Source organism: Moraxella lacunata (assembly GCF_002027545.1).
GTDB lineage: Bacteria > Pseudomonadota > Gammaproteobacteria > Pseudomonadales > Moraxellaceae > Moraxella > Moraxella lacunata.
In genome coordinates this window covers 14,682-31,586 of record NZ_MXAN01000002.1, presented here as the reverse complement: position 1 = coordinate 31,586, position 16,905 = coordinate 14,682, and the positions used below count along the sequence as shown (strand labels likewise).

Here is a 16,905-nt window from a genome sequence, read left to right as displayed (position 1 = left end):
CTTTTGGGGTGCGGTTCAGTCTGTGGGACTATCTTTTTCTCCTAAGGGTCGGCATCTTCTCGGCTTAGATGTCAGTACCACTTCCGTTAAACTTGTTGAACTAACAAAGCAACAAGGAAGACTTCATTTGAAGTCTTATGGCGTTGAGCCATTAGAGCCGGGCTGGGTTGTTGATAAAAATATTGTCAATAGCGAAGAAGTGGGTGAGGCCATCGCTCGTTTGGTGCGTCGCTCTGGTGCTGATGCCAAAGATGCAGCAACGGCGGTATCAGGCTCAGCGGTCATCACCAAGGTTATTGACATGGAAGCAAACATGTCTGATGCTGACCGTGAGGCACAAATCAAGCTAGATGCTGAGCAGTATATTCCATATCCACTAGCAGAGGTGAATATGGATTTTGAGGTGCTAGGGCCTTCGGCGACCGACCCGAATTTGGTTCGGGTATTGCTTGCTGCTTCTCGTTCTGAGAATGTAGAACAACGTGTTGAAACGCTTTTGATGGGTGGATTGACAACCAAGGTGATGGACATTGAGTCTCATGCCATTGAGCGTGTCTTTGGTCTGATGGTGGATAATCTACCTAATGAACCACAGGTGGTGGCACTCATTGACCTAGGACATAAGCAGTCTACGCTATATATCGCCAAAGATGGAGAATTCATCTATAACCGTGAACAAAGTTTTGGCGGGGTTCAGCTGACCGAAGAGATTCAAGCACGTTATAGCATTCCTTATCATGATGCTACCATCGGTAAGCATGAACATACTTTGCCTACTGATTATCATGAGGGTGTGCTGATGCCTTTTATGGAAAATATCGTCCAACAAATCAGCCGTTCATTGCAATTTTATTTCTCATCTAGCGAATACAACAATGTTGATCACATCATTTTGTGTGGTGGTACTTCGGCATTGCCAGGATTGGCACAGATGGTGCAACAACGTGTTGGGGGCATGGTGTCGGTGGCAAATCCTTTTGAGGGCATGTCCATTGACTCACGCATTGATACCGTTATGCTCCAAAAAGATGCACCAAGCCTGATGGCAGCGTGTGGATTGGCTTTAAGGGGGTTTGACTGATGGCACGCATTAACTTATTACCATGGCGTAAAGAACAGCGTGAGCGTAGAAATAAAGAGTTTAATCTTCTAGCTACTGCCACCGCTGGACTTGCCATTTTAGCGACGATTTTGGTTTTGTCTATTTTAAATAGAGATTTAACCAATCAACAAAATGCCAATAAACGCATTGAAGATGCCAATGCTCAGCTTGATGTCGCCCTAAAATCGATTGAAGATTTGGAAGCTCAACGCGAGCAGATGCTATCTCAGATGAAAGTCATTCAAGATTTGCAGGGTCGCCGTTCGGTTCCCGTGCGTGTGTGGGACAACATTGCCCGAGCCATCCCAAGAGATACCATGTATTTAAATAACATTAAGCGTGAAGGTGATGTTATTAGATTGACAGGTTTTGCTGCCAACCCCAACGTTGTGGCAAACCTAGTGCGTAATCTAAATGCCAGTGAGTGGTTAGATGGTTCGGCGGTAGTGAGTATTAAGAGTAAAATTGAAGCTTATCAAAATACACCCTCTCAACAGGTGGCCAGTGTGGGCGTGCGTTCCATCTACCCTGAGGACAGTTATGTAGAATTTGTGGTAACTACTAATATTCATTACCAAGACACCAAAGATGAATCTGATGATGCAACTGATGAAAACGTTACTCTGCCCCCCACTATTGTGGACGGTGAAGGCATGAGCAATCAAGAATTGCCCGAAGTACCAACCATTGGTATTGATAACGCCCCAGGTCAAACACCTTCAACCACAAGCGAGACAGCACCCACCCTTGAACCTGCTGATAGTGCGACAGGGACAGACACAGCTGATACGCCTAACACCCAAAATGTACAACCTGCACCTACAGATGGTAGTACCCAAGTAGGAGGTCAATCATGAAATCACCTTTTAAAAAATCCAAACCAGCAACCGATGCGACCGCTACCCCAGAAGAGAGTACCAACAAAAAAATCAAACTGGGTAAAGCAAATACATCAAAGCCAAAAGGTTTGGGTAAGTCTAAAATAAAAATCAAAGGTAAAAAAGTAGGTGCTAAGCCTAAAAAGCCTGCTTTTGATTCCAAAAAATTCATGGCCGAGGTCAATTCCTTAAATGCTCAAAACTACGGCTCTGCACCAATGCCAGTTAAGATTTTTATCTTAGCGATGTTGGTGGCATTCATTTTAGCACTTGCTTGGTTTGTATTGGTCTCTAAAAAACTTGATGAAATTAAACAGGCTGAAAATCAACAAGTTGGTTTGCTTGAAAGTTACAAAGAAAAAGAATCCAAAGCTCGCCATTTGCAAGCTTATGAAGAGCAAGTGGCACAAATGAAAACTGACTTTGCTGACTTACTAGCACAGCTACCCACCGATACTCGTGTGCCTGAATTGGTGGATGGTATTAACATGGTGGGCAGTGGTAGCGGTGTGCGATTCCAAGACATCTCAGTGCAGGCGGAGGTGGAACAAGAGTTTTTCATTGAACAGCCGATTCAAATCATTGGTTTGGGTGATTACCATCAATTTGGCTCGTTTGTGAGTGGTATTGCGGCATTGCCACGAATCATCACCATGCATGATTTTGAAATTAAAAACCCACAGCCATCGCTTGATAGAATGCCCGAGTTACAACTGGTGTTGCAAACTAAGACTTATCGCTCCAAAGGCGTGGATTTGAATGCAACAACCGAAGGAGGTCAATGATGATAAATAATTCTTCTAAGGTCGGTGTTGGTTTATTGCTGGCATTATTATTAATGACGGGTTGTACTGATCGCATTAGTATTGCTGAGTCTGAGATGCAAAAAATTCGCAGTCAAGGACCGCAAGCCATTGAGCCACCACCAGAGCCACTTCACATTGAAGATTTTGCTTATGCTGCTCAAAGTGAGCCTAGTCCTTTCGTGGCAAAAAGCCTGCGCGAACGCCAGCAAGTCAGAGAACAGGCACCTTCGGTGAAACCAGATGAGAATCGGACGAAAGAGCCACTTGAGTCTTATGAATTGACCGAACTGACCTATCGTGGCAAAGTAACCGCTCCCAATGGACAGGAATTTGGATTGGTACAAACACCAGATGGTATGGTTTATGATGTTCAAAAAAACAATTATTTGGGCAAAAACCATGGTCGCATTGCTGAGATTACAGCAACGCAAATCAATCTTATTGAGATTGTCAAAGATGTTGATGAGCAATACGTTGAAAAAACCACTCCGTTGGTGTCACCAAATTAACAGAGCCAACTAGATTTATTCTGAGGACAAAATAATGAATTTTTTAACCAAAAAATCCGCCTTTGCTTACTCTGCGTTGGCAATCAGTTTTATGGCGATTGAGGCACATGCTTTAGCCATTCAAGGTTTATCAGCCAACCAAATCAGTGCTGACACCACACAAATTAAGGTTGCTTTTGATGGTCAGCCTGTAACCCCTGTTGCCTACCAGCAGGCAGGTGGCAAACAACTGACACTTGATTTTAACCAAGTCAGCAGTGGTGGATTGCCAAGAAGCATGCCCATTAACCGTGGTGTGGTCAATGAAGTAACTGCACTAAATAATGGTTCGATGACACGCTTGATGATTGATTTAAAAGAACAGGCAAGCTATACCAGCACCATTGAAGGCAATAATCTCCTTGTAAATGTCAAGCAGGGCAATCAAGTGGTGGTAAATCCATCTGTTGCCCCAGCATCTAATCAGCCAATGACAGTAAGGGTTAATCCGCTACTTGCACCGACCAGCTCTTCTTTGGCGACAAATTATGAAGGCATTTCGGCATTTAATTATACAGGTAATGCTCAAGGTGGCGATGTTGTTGTCAGCTTGACCAATGAATCTATTCCTGTAGATGTACAACGCCAAGGCAACAAATTGGTGATTCGCACCACTGGCACGACCATTCCACGCCATCTATTAAGACGTATTGCTGGCAATGGATTGGTTGCAGATGTTAATGCAACCAACCAAGGTCAAAACGGTGTGATTACCATCAACATGACAGGGGACTTTGAATACCAAGCGTATCAGTCAGGTTCCACCTTAAATGTATCAGTGCTACCACCTAAGATGTTGCGTGAACCTACCTTAGAAGAGAAGGTTTATACCGGTGAGCCCCTGTCTATGGAGTTTCAGGATGTCTCAGTGCGTACTGTTTTGGATGTGCTGGCTAAGTTTGTGAATGATAACGCCAGTGGCAATCAGGGTTATTTGAATATTGTTGCCAATGACAATGTACAGGGCAATATTACGCTACGACTGATGAATGTGCCATGGGATCAAGCTTTGGATATCATCCTAAAAAGCAAGGGTTTAGGTCAGCGTAAAAATGGCAATGTGATTTTGGTGGCACCTGCTAACGAGATAGCTGCTGCAGAAATCAAAGAGCTAGAAGATGCCAGAAAAGTAGATGAATTAGAGCCCATCCGTCAAGAGCATATTCGTCTGAACTATGCCAAGGCAGAAGACATTCATGGGTTATTAGATAGAGTTGGTAGTGCAAGTGGTTCTGGTAATAACCGTAACTCACTACTTAGCCCACGTGGCAATGCTACCTTTGATGGTCGTACCAACACCATCATCATCAATGATACGGCACGAAGCATTGCAAATGTACGCCAATTAATTGAAACCATTGACATTCCTGTAAAGCAAGTTATGATTGAGGCTCGCATTGTTAATGCGTCGGACTCTTTTTCTAAGCAATTGGGTGTAAGATGGGGTTTTAATAGAACGGGTAGTGAGTTTGATATCCGTGGAATGAATGGATTGTCTTCTTCAAATACCGAATCACGTTTTGGCAACTTTGCTGTTGATCTGGGTGTGACAGCGGCCACAAGTGGTATATCACTAGGACTATTAAATATTGATAATTATGCACTGGGCTTGGAGTTGTCAGCAATGCAGGCTGATAATAAAGGGGAGATCATCTCTTCACCAAAGGTCTTGACAGCTGATAAGCAACTAGCCAGAATTTCATCTGGGGTGGAGATTCCTTATCAAGAGGGATCAGCCAGTGGTGCAACAACCGTCAGTTTCAAAGAAGCAGCCTTAGTGCTATCTGCCACACCAAATATCACCCCAGAGGGGAAGATTGGTCTAGACCTAGAAATCACCAATTCGGCAGACTCTGGTAGTAGGGTATTGGGCGTGCCAATTCTTAATACAGATGAGATAAAAACTAATGTCATCTTAGAAGATGGTCAGACTGTGGTGTTGGGCGGTGTCTTTAAGAACACCATTGGTAACAACCAAAATAAAGTGCCTTTCTTGGGTGATTTACCAGGGGTGGGTCGTTTGTTTAGAAATGACGTTAGACTTAACAACAAAGAAGAGCTCCTTATCTTTGTTACACCACGCATCGTCAATGATGGCGTTAGTCGCTACTAATCTTGATGATTTAAATAAAAAGCAGGCGATTGGTCTGCTTTTTATTTTGCGTTCACAAAAAATCACTAGCCATAATCGCCCAAACCTTGTATGATAAAGCATTTATTTTTAGCGACATCATTATGAATGTAGAAGAATCGGCAGTGATTGAAGAAGTTTTGGTTGAAAGACCCATTCATCACTATGCCCATCTATTGCCATCCATCTTTTTGGTGGGACCCATGGGGGCAGGCAAGACAACCATTGGTAAACTGCTTGCCAAACATCTAAAACGACCCTTTTTGGATGCAGATTGGTATATCAGCGAAAAGGCAGGGGCGGATATTCCTTGGATTTTTGCCAAAGAAGGAGAGTCGGGCTTTCGTGAGCGAGAAAGCCGTGCCATGGACGAGCTGTCTGCCATGCCAGATATTGTGCTAGCCACAGGTGGTGGCGTGGTAGAGCGTGAGTGCAACCGTGAGTATCTGCAACGTGGTTTGGTGATATTTTTAGATGCCAGTGTGGACACCCAAATTCATCGCACCAAAAAAGATAAAAATCGCCCTTTGTTAAAAAATGACAACCCCAGAGCGGTCTTGGAGATGCTTTACCAAAGGCGGGCTCCTTTATACAAAGAAGTGGCGGACATCACTGTTGCAACAGGACGTGCTTATCCTAAACAAATGATGAATGAGATATTAGACATCCTAATTGCTTATGTCAAAGATATTGAGAGTAAATCGAGTGTCATATAAATTAGCTTGATTTGTTTGTTTTAATCCACCCTTATTTTTCCATCATCACTCAGTAGTAAGTACCCATGACACACATTACCAGTACGCTTAGCGTTCATACCCAGAGCCATGATTACCCCATTTTTATCGGTGCCAGCCCCACAGGTCAGATAGATTTGGCAGGCCCTATTTTGCCTTTTATCAAGGGTAAGCAGGTGCTTATTGTTACCAACAGTACAGTTGCTCCTTTGTATTTGACTGATTTTAGCGAGTGTTTGATGGCGACAGGTTTGACGGTGGCGAGCTGTATTCTGCCTGACGGTGAACAGTACAAAAACCAAGAGCATGTCAATGCTATTTATGATGCGTTAATGAAAAATCATTTTGCCCGAGATTGTACGCTCATCGCCTTGGGTGGCGGAGTGATTGGTGACATGACAGGCTTTGCGGCGGCAAGTTTTATGCGTGGCGTGAATTTTATTCAGGTGCCGACCACGTTATTGGCACAGGTGGACTCGTCCGTAGGTGGCAAGACGGGCATCAATCATCCACTTGGCAAGAATATGATTGGGGCATTTTGGCAACCCGTGTGCGTACTGGCGGATATGACGACATTTGAGACATTGCCCAAAAGAGAGTTTGCAGCAGGACTGGCAGAAGTGGTAAAATACGCCCTGATTTTTGATAAAGATTTTTTGGATTGGCTTGAAACCAATGCCACCAAAATCAACGCTAGAGATGCCAACATACTCGGTGAAATGGTATATCGTTGCTGTGATTATAAAGCTCAAATTGTCGCCAGCGACGAGCGTGAATCAGGCGTGCGTGCTTTATTGAATTTTGGTCATACCTTTGGTCATGTTATCGAGACCCACATGGGCTATGGCAACTGGCTCCATGGCGAAGCGGTGGGGGTGGGCATGGTACAAGCATTGGCGATGTCGCATAAGCTGGGACTGATTGGTCGTGATGATGTGGTGCGTGTGGTGGCACTGCTTAGGACGTTTGATTTGCCAGTATGTCCGCCAGCCATTGACCCAGCAGTGGCACTCAACCTGATGGGGCATGATAAAAAGGTGCAAAATGGCTCCATCCGCTTGGTGTTGTTGGAGACGTTGGGTAAGGCGTTTGTCACCAAGGATTTTGAGATGGTACTGCTCGAACAAGTGTTAGATGGCATTGATGGGTATTTATCATAACTATTGCTCCATTCTCAACTTGATATAAGTGCTTGATTTATCAAGGGCGAATATGATTTGCCCCTACAATCCAAAAAATAATTATGAGACAATCAATAAGTTGCTATTTTAGGTTGAGTGTGAAGTATTTAGGGCGTGCTTGCCGTTGATAACATTTTTATAAGATAAGGTAAAAACTTAACATTTTAAATCAATTTTTGCATGAAAAATGGCTATCCGACTACTTAACTGTGTGATTTTAAGATTTGTTTATTTCATTTTTAAAATTAAGTGGTCGGATTGTGGCTCGAAGTCACAGCCCTTGTTGATATTTTAATATCAACTGCGGACTTTTCCTTGAAAACGTGCGATTCCCCTGCTTTTTTAAACAGGTATTTTTTCATTGCAAATACCAAAGGCAGGCACGCCCTAATTATTGTTTTTAATTAATTTACATAACAAGGCAAAACCATGACCCAAAGTGTAGCGATGATTAACAAAAAGTCCAGAAGACAGACGGTGATGTGGCTTGTCATGGCAGGCATCATGTTGATATTGTGGTTCTTAATGTCGCTCTCCCATGGCACGCCAGCGACTGCCAAAGAGCGTCAAAAAACCCAAGCGGTTGCAGAAGACTTTGCTTTGCCGGTGACCATTGACAATTTAAATGAACTCTCCAAGGAAGTGCCACCCATTGATTTTGCGACGGTGGTGCGAGATTTGCGTAATTATCCTGCTGAGTTTAAAGGCAAGAAGTTTTTTGAAGATAACAAAAAACGTTGGACGGTGCAAGTGATGGACGTGGCTCAAAATGAGATTATTACCGAATATCTCAAAGGGCGGAGCGACCGTGAAAAATTTGCTTATTTTCGCTATCATAATGCCAATAACGAACAACGTTATATCCTAACCTATGGCATCATGGGTAGCACCCAAGAAGCATTGGGGACGATAAGAGTGATAGATTTTGGACTGCCAAAAAGCGTGACACCCATGCCTGAAGAAATGGGTCGCTATGTGAGCATGGTGGATAACTATGAACGTCCAGAGACGTTTGTGGATTTTTCTGAAGAAGCACCCCGTTCGGTAAAATTACAACCCACCAAAAAAGAAATCCCTGCCGAAGCACCAAAAGAAGAGAGCAGTCAAGAGACGGTCAAGCCTAAGGCAGTTAAAGAAGAGAATATTGCTGATTTTGGCGAAGAAGCCAAGCCAAATACCAAGCCCAATGCAAAATCTGGCAAGCCTGATGTTGGCGAACAGCCCAAAATGCCACCAACCATCATCCCCAAAGAGATACCAGAGCAGTCTAAGCCGAGTACAAGCAGCGAGACCAAGCCACAACAAGCTGAGCCTAAGCCTGAACAGCCTGTCCAAAGTGCAAATATTGCTGATTTGGCACCAGCACCATCCATGTCTGGTGTAGACACATCTGCCATTCCAGGTGATGAGTGATGAGCATATGGCAGAGCTAACAAGGAGTTGGAATGAAAAATTTAAACGCCCAAGCGGTGTTAGCACAATTAAAAGCGGGCAATTTGCGTTATATTGAAAAAATCACAAATGCCAAAGAACATTACCAACCCCCGCCCATATTGGTAGAAGAGCAGTTACCATCAGCGATTATCTTAGGATGTTCGGATGCTCGTGTGCCTGTGGAGTTGATTTTTGATCAAAAATTGGGCGAAATGTTTGTGATCCGAGTGGCGGGTAATGTGGTTGCCCCAAGTCAGATCGGTTCGGTAGAGTTTGCTGCTGAAAAATTCGGTACCGAACTTGTTGTTGTGCTTGGACATAGCCACTGTGGTGCGGTAACAGCATGCGTGGAAACACTCATCAACCCTGAGCAGTATTATTCGCCCAATTTACAATCCATTGTTGACAGAATCCGCCCCAGTGTATACAATCTACATGAGATATTAACCGCAGATGGCAACGAGATAGATATGGATGAGTTTATTGACCGTGCTGTGCGTGCCAATGTAAGACTGTCGGTTAGCCAATTAAAATCAGGCTCACGCAGTTTGGAGGATATGGTCAATGGCGGACGATTGACCATTGTCGGTGCAGAGTATGATGTTGCCACTGGTAAAGTGAACTTTTTTGAATGATTTTATCAATAGGTTTATTAAAATCTACCGATGTGGCAAAATCTTGTTGCCTTATCCCAACTAAGTGTTTTATCGATTAAATGTCAATCAAATATCAACCTAAATGGAGAAATTAATGACTTTCATACCCCAGCCTGACCAAGCCTTGACCGCTGATGGTGTCAAAGACATTCCAACAGCATCTGAGAACTTTACTTTTAATCACACCATGCTACGTATCAAAGACCCTACCAAATCACTAGAATTCTATACTGGCGTGCTTGGAATGACCCTATTACGCCACAGTCAATTCCCTGATGCCGAATTTGACCTATATTTTTTGGCAAAATTGACCACTGATGAGCGTGACAATCTGCCTGCTGCTGGTGATTTGACCGCTTATGTTTCTCGCCAACGTGGTATCTTAGAGCTGACACACAACTATGGCACTGAAAATGATGCCAATTTTAGCTACCATGACAGCAACAGTGACCCCAAAGGTTTTGGGCATATTTGCTTTGCTGTACCCAATTTGGCGGAGGCGGTGGCATGGTTTGATAAAAACAATGTCGTGTTCCAAAAACGCCCTGAGGATGGTAATATGAAAGACATCGCCTTTATTAAAGACCCAGATGGCTACTGGATAGAGATTATTGAGTTAAAAGGCTAAAACCTAAGCAAATGGCTAAAATCAAAAACACGCTTTTGGGCGTGTTTTTGGTTATTGGTTATTAATTGTTGGTCATCAATACAGCTTATTTTGCAGTGTAATATGACATCATAAAACAGAATGCATCATTAGATTATAATCTTATCTACATGGTCAAAAAAGTACTTGCACCTAGATGGATGGTAGGGCAAGCCGATAGGTGTATTTATACTTTGTTAAATGATAAGTCTGATAGTATTTGATGATATCAGATAGCTTTTCAAAATTCATAGATTTAACCTGTTTTACGGTGCGACATTACACCGCAAAACAGAATAAGTTAAGCCATGCTAATTAAATCAGGGTTTTTGTCAAGCAATCTAATTAGGGTAATGGCTGGGCCTGTTGGTGTTCTAATGCCTTGTTCCCAGTTTCTAAGCGTTTTAGGGCTAATATGTAGCTTTTGGGCGAACTGGGTTTGTGATAGCCCTGTTTTTGCCCGAATGTCTTTGATGTTTGGGCGTTCATAGGTGAATGTACGACTTGGGGCTATTTCGCCCTTTGTAATGGCAATGGCTTCATTCATAGAAGCGACGATGTCATCAAATAGTTGCTTATCCATTTTTAAGCTCCTGTTTTAGTATGGTGATAAGGGTTTTAAAAACCGCTTTTTCAGCATTAGTAATATTATCTTTGACGGATTTTGGATAAACCGCAAACAGATAAATGCGACCAAATTCATCTGTATAATAATATAAGATTCTAACACCGCTACTCTTGCCACTGTTACGACCAAAACGAATCTTTCTAAGTCCACCAGTACCTTGAATTAAATCCCCTTTTTGTGGGTCATTTAACAGCTCATTTTGAATCTTGCGATATTCATCATCATCAAATAATTCTTTAATGGCTTTTGTAAAAATACTGGTTTCAATAAAGGTCAATAACTGCATTTGTAGCTCCTAATTTGATGATATTATATACCCCATTGGGGCATAAGTCAAGAGCTATTTTCAGATTGGGTTTGGGTTGTATCAAAATCAGCATTATTGGTAAAGCTATTTGTTTTAGAGCGATAAACTTTGCCGTTATTGATGTAATCTAGACATTCATTGATTGGTAATGTCATGCGGTCGCCATAAGAATTGTATGCGATGCAATCATTACCCATTTTCATAACACCCCTTACTTGTAACATGGGGTCTTGACGTCTGATGATGTAATCTTCTGGTAAATCCCTTTGGTATAAAAACAAGCGACGGTTGTGTAATTCATCTTGATGATGTTCATGGTTATTTTGAGTGATTGATTCACTTTGTGAACTGTTTTGATTATCGGTTGATAATGAAAATGTTGAATTGATGGCATCATCTTGCTGTGTTTTTTTGGTAGAATTTTGTTCTACGCCATAAATTTTAGAAAAAAAGTTATCATTAAAAAATAGCATTTTGACAGCAAAATAGCCAAATAAAATAACACCAAAAATAATAAAAAATAAGTTTTTGGGAATGCGTTTTTTGTGGGTGTGAATGGTTGCTGATTTATAGTACTTATAAACGCTTTTATCATAATTAAAGCGTTCGGTGTGTTCGGCTAACTTTTTATTGCTTGGAGCATTTGGGGAATCAACACAATAAGCCCAATTAAAAATGGTCGCTGATGATAGACCCCACCCCCGATGTAAATGATGGTGCATGCCAACAACCGCCCTAAAATTGGGATGTAGCAATACAGGAAATTGAGTAATGCCAAAAATATCATGCCCTGTGTGACGGTGTATTTGCAGGGCATCACAAATCTCATTATCATAACGAGATTTTTTGTAGGGTTCTAGCTGTTGTATCTCATCATAAAATATCACAGATCCATCCGGTGTATCACGCCAATCAATGGGGGCGGGTTCTACCCCATCTATGTTTAAGCCGTCTATATTGGCGTAAATCATGCGGGGTTCTTTGCCTTGTTCAAGTAATTTTTGATTTTGTTTAACGTATTGTAAAATCTTTGTAACAGCAAACAAGGTTTTGCCAGAACCGGGCGTTCCAGTAATTAAAGTAATCATAATTTACCACATTAAATTAAGTTAAATGATTTGGCGGGCGGTTCGCTTCTCCGCCTCCTGACGTCGTTGTCGTCGCTCACCGCTCTTTATTTCTTTTTAATAAAAATGCCAGCTGAGTTCATGGCGGCACGAGAAACAAGAGCGGATAAAATAACCGAAAAAGCATAATCCATTTGAGACATGGACATAAAAGAAAGAACAGTATCAGGAATCAAATTAATATCTGAACGAATGCGAGCAACATAACTATTAACCAGTGAAGTCATTACAACAGTACTGCCAAATGTAAGACCAGCACCCGCTAAAACGTTTTTTAACAATCCTGAACCCCAAGAGTCCAAAACCCTTGATAAAAGGGATGATAAGCCAGCAAATCTCATGATTTAATACCCGTCAGAATATAAGCGGCGATGATTGTTGATATGATTTTAACAATGCCACCAAATGAAGTTGCAATTCTACAAAGTGAATCAAAAGACATAGAAAATACCATGGAGCGACCACCAATGGAAAATGAAAAATTTTGGGGGGTAGGGCATGAACCACCAAAACTAATGTTTACCGAGTTTGTGGGTATTGGCATTTCATCAATATCAATGTCAGTATCTTTTTTATCTAAATCACCTTCACAAAACCATGAAGCCCATTTACAAAATTCTGGGAGTTCAAAGGGTTTGGATTCATCTTGGGGTTTGGTTTCGTCGCTTGGTTGTTTTGGCTTGGTTTCGGGCTTGGTTTCGGGCTTTGCAGGGTCATTTGGGGCGACGGTTGGCAAGTCGTCAGGCACTGGCACGGGTACTGGGGTTGGTTTGGTGTCAGGTAAGTCTGTTTCGCCTGGTAGTGGTTGGTCGTCAGGTACTGGAACGGGCAATGCGTTGGCGATTGCTTGCTCAACTGCTTTTTTCGCTTCATCTCGTCTTTGCTTGTAGGCATCTGTCATGGTAACTCTTACCGTGCTGACTGTGCCTTTATAAACAATGTTTCCGTTGTAACTTGTTCTCCATCCGCCAATGTTGTATTCATAATTTTCATCTTTATAACCGATATTGGTGTGACAACTAAAATAACCAGCAGACGAATAATAATTACTGCCTAAATAAACATCAACTGATTTTAAATAAGTACCATCACTCATTCTTGTGAGTTTATAACCCCTTTTGGTCAAATACCCACCATCAAAAATATACTGGCAAGCATCCTCAGCAGAGCCAAAGGATTTGCCAGCAATTAAGTATTCTAGTGAATGTACCTGCGGTTTTATTTGGGCATCTGTATGCGTGTTATCAGCTGTGGCTGTGTCAGGGATTTTATGGGTCTTTACACCCTCATCCATGACCCAACCAATGCCTTGTAAGATTGCACCTGTGGCAAGCTCTAAGGCAAGAACTGATGGGTTCTTGGGGATTTTTGGTATTGAAGCAGCTTTTGCATGGGCAGGGATACAAACAAGCAAAAGGCTCAATATACAAATGGGTCTATTTAGCGACATGGTAAGTAACCTGTCTGCCGTCTTGTAGGGTCTTTTGTGCCACAGGCTCATAATCATCTGGGTTTAACTCATTGGGGTTAGATGCCCATCCTGCCATGATGAGTAACGAGTAAATGAACGTGTAGTAAGCAAAACAAGCGGGTAGGTATAAGAATATGAATTTTAAGGGGGTCATGGGGATTCCTTTTATTTAACCAATAAATAGAAAATCATGGTAGTAACGATTGGAAATATCCAATTTAGCACATGGGGTTCGGTACTCATTAGCATTTTGAATCATCCAAAAATAAAATCATCATTAAATCCACGGTAGCCCATTTTGTCAATGGCGGAATAATAAACAGGTTGTATGGGCATAGAGCGAATTTTATCGTGTGCTTTGATTTGTCTTTGAAAGTATTCATAAGCCATACGACCTTGAAAGTATTGTTGTTTTTTTCTGTATTCTTTGCCATGCATCATTTCAAATTTAGCAGAAGCATTTTTGGCATTAATGTAAGCCTGGGCAGAATCATTAATGCTATCAAAGTCATCGCCATTTTCTTTTTGCCATTGGATGAAATCTTCTGTGGCCTTTGGATAAAGAATAAACATGGCTTCATGATATTTTTTGTAAGACAATAATGTAAGCAACAAAGTCAAGACAACAGCGGTCATACCAACAATGCCAAAAAGTACTAATCTTAACTGATTGACAATATCGCCTAAAAAACTTATAAGCATATTTTACCCCTTGAAATTTTTTAGAAAATCACACTCAGGCGTCCCCAAGTGTGATTGTGCTAAAAAATCTGATTAGACAGAGAATAAAGCACGCTTAGCCCATTTCCAACCAACAATGGCAATACCGATTGTAATGGCAACAGCGACAACACCAACAACGGCAGTTTGAACGCTTTGAAGCTCAGTAGTTAGAGAAGACAAGTCAAGAGTTGCAGCATTGGCAGAAGTTGCCATGACAGCAACAGAGCCAAGGACAGAAGCAGGGATAACACTGCTCATCAAGCCTTGTTTTTGGGTTTTGGCAACAAGTTCATTGCCTTTTTCGTCGTAAGTTTTAGACATAACGATTTCCTTAGATTGAGTTTAACGACTTTCTAGCAATCTTATAAGCCTTGACTATCATTAGCAGTGATGCAATCGTAAAAGAGAGTTCAAGCGATTGCGAACCAGTGATAGCCAAGTCATTGAGTGGTGATTGCGAAACCACCCAAGTTTTACAATGAACTACATTGCCACCAGAATAGGCGAAGCCATCACCATTGGCGGATGTTTCATCCAATTCGGCACAAATATAAGCCATTGCAAATCCTTAAACCTTTGGTGTTGGTTTTAAGATTTGAACGTCTGTAACAATCACTTGATTGCTTTTGCCGTTGGTAACCATCTCATAAGTGATATTAGCTTCGGCAGGGAATTTGACGTTTTTTAGATTGTCATAATTGGAGCTATCGCCCCAGTTAAATTCAGAGACAGAAAAGCCCACTTGGTCGGGTGACGGTTTCATGGCGGTTTGCACATAGATTTTGGTTGAATCGTATGTATTGCCGTTGTCTAGTGTGCCTTTGGAGCGTTTAGCCCCAAGGATGATAGGGTTTGACATGGTTGTTTTCCTTTTGTGCGTTAGTTGCTAATGACCTATTTTTAACGCTAAAAAATAGGATTTTTTATGGGCTTGCCCACATTGGCGTAGTTATAATGCCCCATATATCAAACAATTCCTTTTCAAGGTCGGTTTGTTTGGTTTTGGGCGGTGCCTTAACGTGGTTCAAAATCTTATCCAAATCAACATATTTTGAATTTGGATTGTAGTAATTGGCACAAAGTTTTAGACGTTTGGGGTAATAATCCTTGTCCTTTTTTGTGCAAATCTTTGAAAAAATCTTTTGAAAATCAGGGGTTTTTTGTGCGTTCATGTATGTATTGGTAAATATCTCACCAAAGACTTTGATGTATTTGCCAAACTGATGCCTAATAATATCTATGGCACGGTGCAGACTGATTTTTGATTCTTGCTTAATTGATTCAAATTTATCCACAATTTGGGGCGTGTGGTCGCCCTTATTCTTTTTTGCAAGTTCAATCAAATCAAGGCAATAAGGGTAAGCACCACAAAAATATTCAGTAGGGTGTAGCAGAATATCAAAAGGTATTAGCCTTTTTTTGGCGTGGATTTCAAGCTCCGAGCGGAACCAAGGCGAGCTCTTATCGCCAAGCTGTTTGCCTTTTTCGTAACAGCGTATGACCTTGCCATTTTTGCGAGAGCCAACATACAGAGTTAAGCCCTTGTTTTGTGGGTCGCCATGCTTAAATTCTCCTGCTATTGTGCATGCAGGGCGGTTACGAGTTTTGGGCAGTAGGAACATATCATTGGATTCTTGTTCATTTGCCCAATCAAAGCTACTGTATTCGCCCTTGAAGTCATCATGGGCTAAGTCAATGCGTGATATTTTTCCGTCGGTCGCCACGTTATCAAGCCAATGATGTAGTCTTAATTCCCAACCTTCATCAGCGAGCTTACAGCCCATGCCAGTTAAGCCCAAAAATACCGTTTCATTTTGCCCACCGATACCGATATTTAATAAAATTTCATTTTCGGGGGAATAAACGGTATAACCGTTTTTGTAATAATGTATGCCAGCATTTTTAGGGATGATAATGCCGAACATATCGCCAAATATATATGATAAGTCCAGAGCCATGGCAGAGATGACCATGTCATTTAGATGTTCTTTTTGTTCATTGTCTAAGTCCAATTTAAACAAGTCTTTGGCAGTCGTGCCAAGCTTATACATTTGCTTATTTGTAAATGTTTCCACGGAGCAGACAATATTAAGGGCATCAATAACCACATATTCGCCTTTTGTTGGTACACGCAGGGGCAAAAGGTGTGTTTCACCGCCTATTAATATCGTTTGTTCTTGCACGGTTGATATTGTTTCTAGTATTGATGAGTTCATTTGTTTTTCCACATTAAAACGTTTTGTTTGTAACGTACGGTGCAAAGCCCTGTACAGTGGTTAGTTTTGTTTACGCCGTATTACATAAGGCGTAAACCCAAAAATTTGGGTATTGGGTTCTTGTCTTTTTTTATCTTGTCTTTTTTTATCTTGTCTTTTTTATCTTGTCTTTTTTGTCTTGTCTTTTTTGTCTTGTCTTTTTTGTCTTGTCTTTGGGTTTTTCGTTTGGTATTTTCGCTACTCTTTGTATGTTGGGGGAACAAAATAAGCGGTATTTGTGCTTGGGCGTTCCCTTCGGGTCGGGCTTTTCGCTTCAA

The 16,905-nt window shown here is 41.6% G+C and carries 21 protein-coding genes; 10 read left to right on the top strand and 11 right to left on the bottom strand.

The features are described from left to right. The first annotated feature begins 22 nt into the window (after positions 1 to 22). The 10 genes from B5J94_RS00270 (at position 23) to gloA (ending at position 10,098) form a co-directional block, all read left to right on the top strand. Positions 23 to 1,081, top strand: coding sequence for a pilus assembly protein PilM (locus B5J94_RS00270; RefSeq protein WP_062498572.1), 1,059 nt, complete (start codon positions 23 to 25; stop codon positions 1,079 to 1,081). Continuing rightward, the gene (locus B5J94_RS00265; RefSeq protein WP_079363855.1) at positions 1,081 to 1,959 is read left to right on the top strand and encodes a PilN domain-containing protein; all 879 of its coding nucleotides are present in this window, start codon (positions 1,081 to 1,083) and stop codon (positions 1,957 to 1,959) included. The genes B5J94_RS00270 and B5J94_RS00265 overlap by 1 nt, the downstream gene beginning before the upstream one ends. Further along, on the top strand, positions 1,956 to 2,765 hold the full coding sequence (locus B5J94_RS00260) for a type IV pilus inner membrane component PilO (RefSeq protein ID WP_079363854.1): 810 nt from the start codon (positions 1,956 to 1,958) through the stop codon (positions 2,763 to 2,765). Before B5J94_RS00265 ends, B5J94_RS00260 begins: the two co-directional genes overlap by 4 nt. Then, entirely contained in the window at positions 2,765 to 3,295 is a 531-nt protein-coding gene (locus B5J94_RS00255; protein ID WP_228144471.1) for a pilus assembly protein PilP, read from the top strand. The genes B5J94_RS00260 and B5J94_RS00255 overlap by 1 nt, the downstream gene beginning before the upstream one ends. A gap of 34 nt (positions 3,296 to 3,329) precedes the next feature. Beyond that, on the top strand, positions 3,330 to 5,447 hold the full coding sequence (locus B5J94_RS00250; protein WP_062498570.1) for a type IV pilus secretin PilQ: 2,118 nt from the start codon (positions 3,330 to 3,332) through the stop codon (positions 5,445 to 5,447). Between the two features lie 122 nt (positions 5,448 to 5,569). Next, the gene (locus B5J94_RS00245) at positions 5,570 to 6,181 is read left to right on the top strand and encodes a shikimate kinase (protein ID WP_079363856.1); all 612 of its coding nucleotides are present in this window, start codon (positions 5,570 to 5,572) and stop codon (positions 6,179 to 6,181) included. Between the two features lie 65 nt (positions 6,182 to 6,246). Beyond that, positions 6,247 to 7,359: a 3-dehydroquinate synthase gene (aroB, locus tag B5J94_RS00240; RefSeq protein ID WP_062498569.1), complete on the top strand. Its 1,113-nt coding sequence runs from the start codon at positions 6,247 to 6,249 to the stop codon at positions 7,357 to 7,359. Between the two features lie 450 nt (positions 7,360 to 7,809). Next, complete coding sequence (locus tag B5J94_RS00235; protein WP_062498568.1) at positions 7,810 to 8,793, top strand: hypothetical protein; 984 nt, start codon at positions 7,810 to 7,812, stop codon at positions 8,791 to 8,793. A 32-nt stretch (positions 8,794 to 8,825) separates the two neighbouring features. Then, complete coding sequence (locus B5J94_RS00230; RefSeq protein WP_062498567.1) at positions 8,826 to 9,449, top strand: carbonic anhydrase; 624 nt, start codon at positions 8,826 to 8,828, stop codon at positions 9,447 to 9,449. Positions 9,450 to 9,564: 115 nt separating this feature from the next. Beyond that, positions 9,565 to 10,098, top strand: coding sequence for a lactoylglutathione lyase (gene gloA / locus B5J94_RS00225; protein WP_062498566.1), 534 nt, complete (start codon positions 9,565 to 9,567; stop codon positions 10,096 to 10,098). A gap of 319 nt (positions 10,099 to 10,417) precedes the next feature. Here the strand turns inward: gloA and nadS are convergent, their stop codons facing one another. From nadS to B5J94_RS00170, 11 genes are all read right to left on the bottom strand, one after another. Continuing rightward, positions 10,418 to 10,699, bottom strand: coding sequence for a NadS family protein (gene nadS / locus B5J94_RS00220; RefSeq protein WP_062498565.1), 282 nt, complete (start codon positions 10,697 to 10,699; stop codon positions 10,418 to 10,420). Then, positions 10,692 to 11,021 (bottom strand): type II toxin-antitoxin system RelE/ParE family toxin, encoded by a 330-nt coding sequence (locus B5J94_RS00215; RefSeq protein WP_062498575.1) that lies wholly within the window; start codon positions 11,019 to 11,021, stop codon positions 10,692 to 10,694. Before B5J94_RS00215 ends, nadS begins: the two co-directional genes overlap by 8 nt. A 56-nt stretch (positions 11,022 to 11,077) precedes the next feature. After that, a complete protein-coding gene (locus B5J94_RS00210) occupies positions 11,078 to 12,139 on the bottom strand; it encodes a zonular occludens toxin domain-containing protein (RefSeq protein ID WP_062498564.1) in 1,062 nt (353 codons plus the stop codon). A gap of 86 nt (positions 12,140 to 12,225) precedes the next feature. Further along, a complete protein-coding gene (locus tag B5J94_RS00205) occupies positions 12,226 to 12,519 on the bottom strand; it encodes a DUF2523 family protein (RefSeq protein WP_079363853.1) in 294 nt (97 codons plus the stop codon). Continuing rightward, the gene (locus B5J94_RS00200) at positions 12,516 to 13,592 is read right to left on the bottom strand and encodes a virulence factor TspB C-terminal domain-related protein (RefSeq protein WP_167346516.1); all 1,077 of its coding nucleotides are present in this window, start codon (positions 13,590 to 13,592) and stop codon (positions 12,516 to 12,518) included. Before B5J94_RS00200 ends, B5J94_RS00205 begins: the two co-directional genes overlap by 4 nt. 22 nt (positions 13,593 to 13,614) lie before the next feature. Beyond that, a complete protein-coding gene (locus B5J94_RS00195; RefSeq protein ID WP_062498562.1) occupies positions 13,615 to 13,803 on the bottom strand; it encodes a hypothetical protein in 189 nt (62 codons plus the stop codon). A 101-nt stretch (positions 13,804 to 13,904) separates the two neighbouring features. Further along, a complete protein-coding gene (locus tag B5J94_RS00190; RefSeq protein WP_062498561.1) occupies positions 13,905 to 14,351 on the bottom strand; it encodes a hypothetical protein in 447 nt (148 codons plus the stop codon). Between the two features lie 72 nt (positions 14,352 to 14,423). Then, positions 14,424 to 14,693, bottom strand: a complete 270-nt coding sequence (locus B5J94_RS00185) for a major capsid protein (RefSeq protein ID WP_062498560.1) — start codon at positions 14,691 to 14,693, stop codon at positions 14,424 to 14,426. Positions 14,694 to 14,703: 10 nt separating this feature from the next. Then, positions 14,704 to 14,931 carry a hypothetical protein gene (locus B5J94_RS00180; RefSeq protein WP_062498559.1) on the bottom strand — a complete coding sequence of 76 codons (228 nt, stop codon included), beginning with the start codon at positions 14,929 to 14,931 and terminating at the stop codon, positions 14,704 to 14,706. A 9-nt stretch (positions 14,932 to 14,940) separates the two neighbouring features. After that, entirely contained in the window at positions 14,941 to 15,231 is a 291-nt protein-coding gene (locus tag B5J94_RS00175; protein WP_062498558.1) for a hypothetical protein, read from the bottom strand. A gap of 64 nt (positions 15,232 to 15,295) precedes the next feature. Beyond that, the gene (locus B5J94_RS00170) at positions 15,296 to 16,588 is read right to left on the bottom strand and encodes a replication initiation factor domain-containing protein (RefSeq protein WP_079363852.1); all 1,293 of its coding nucleotides are present in this window, start codon (positions 16,586 to 16,588) and stop codon (positions 15,296 to 15,298) included. Between the last annotated feature and the right edge of the window lie 317 nt (positions 16,589 to 16,905).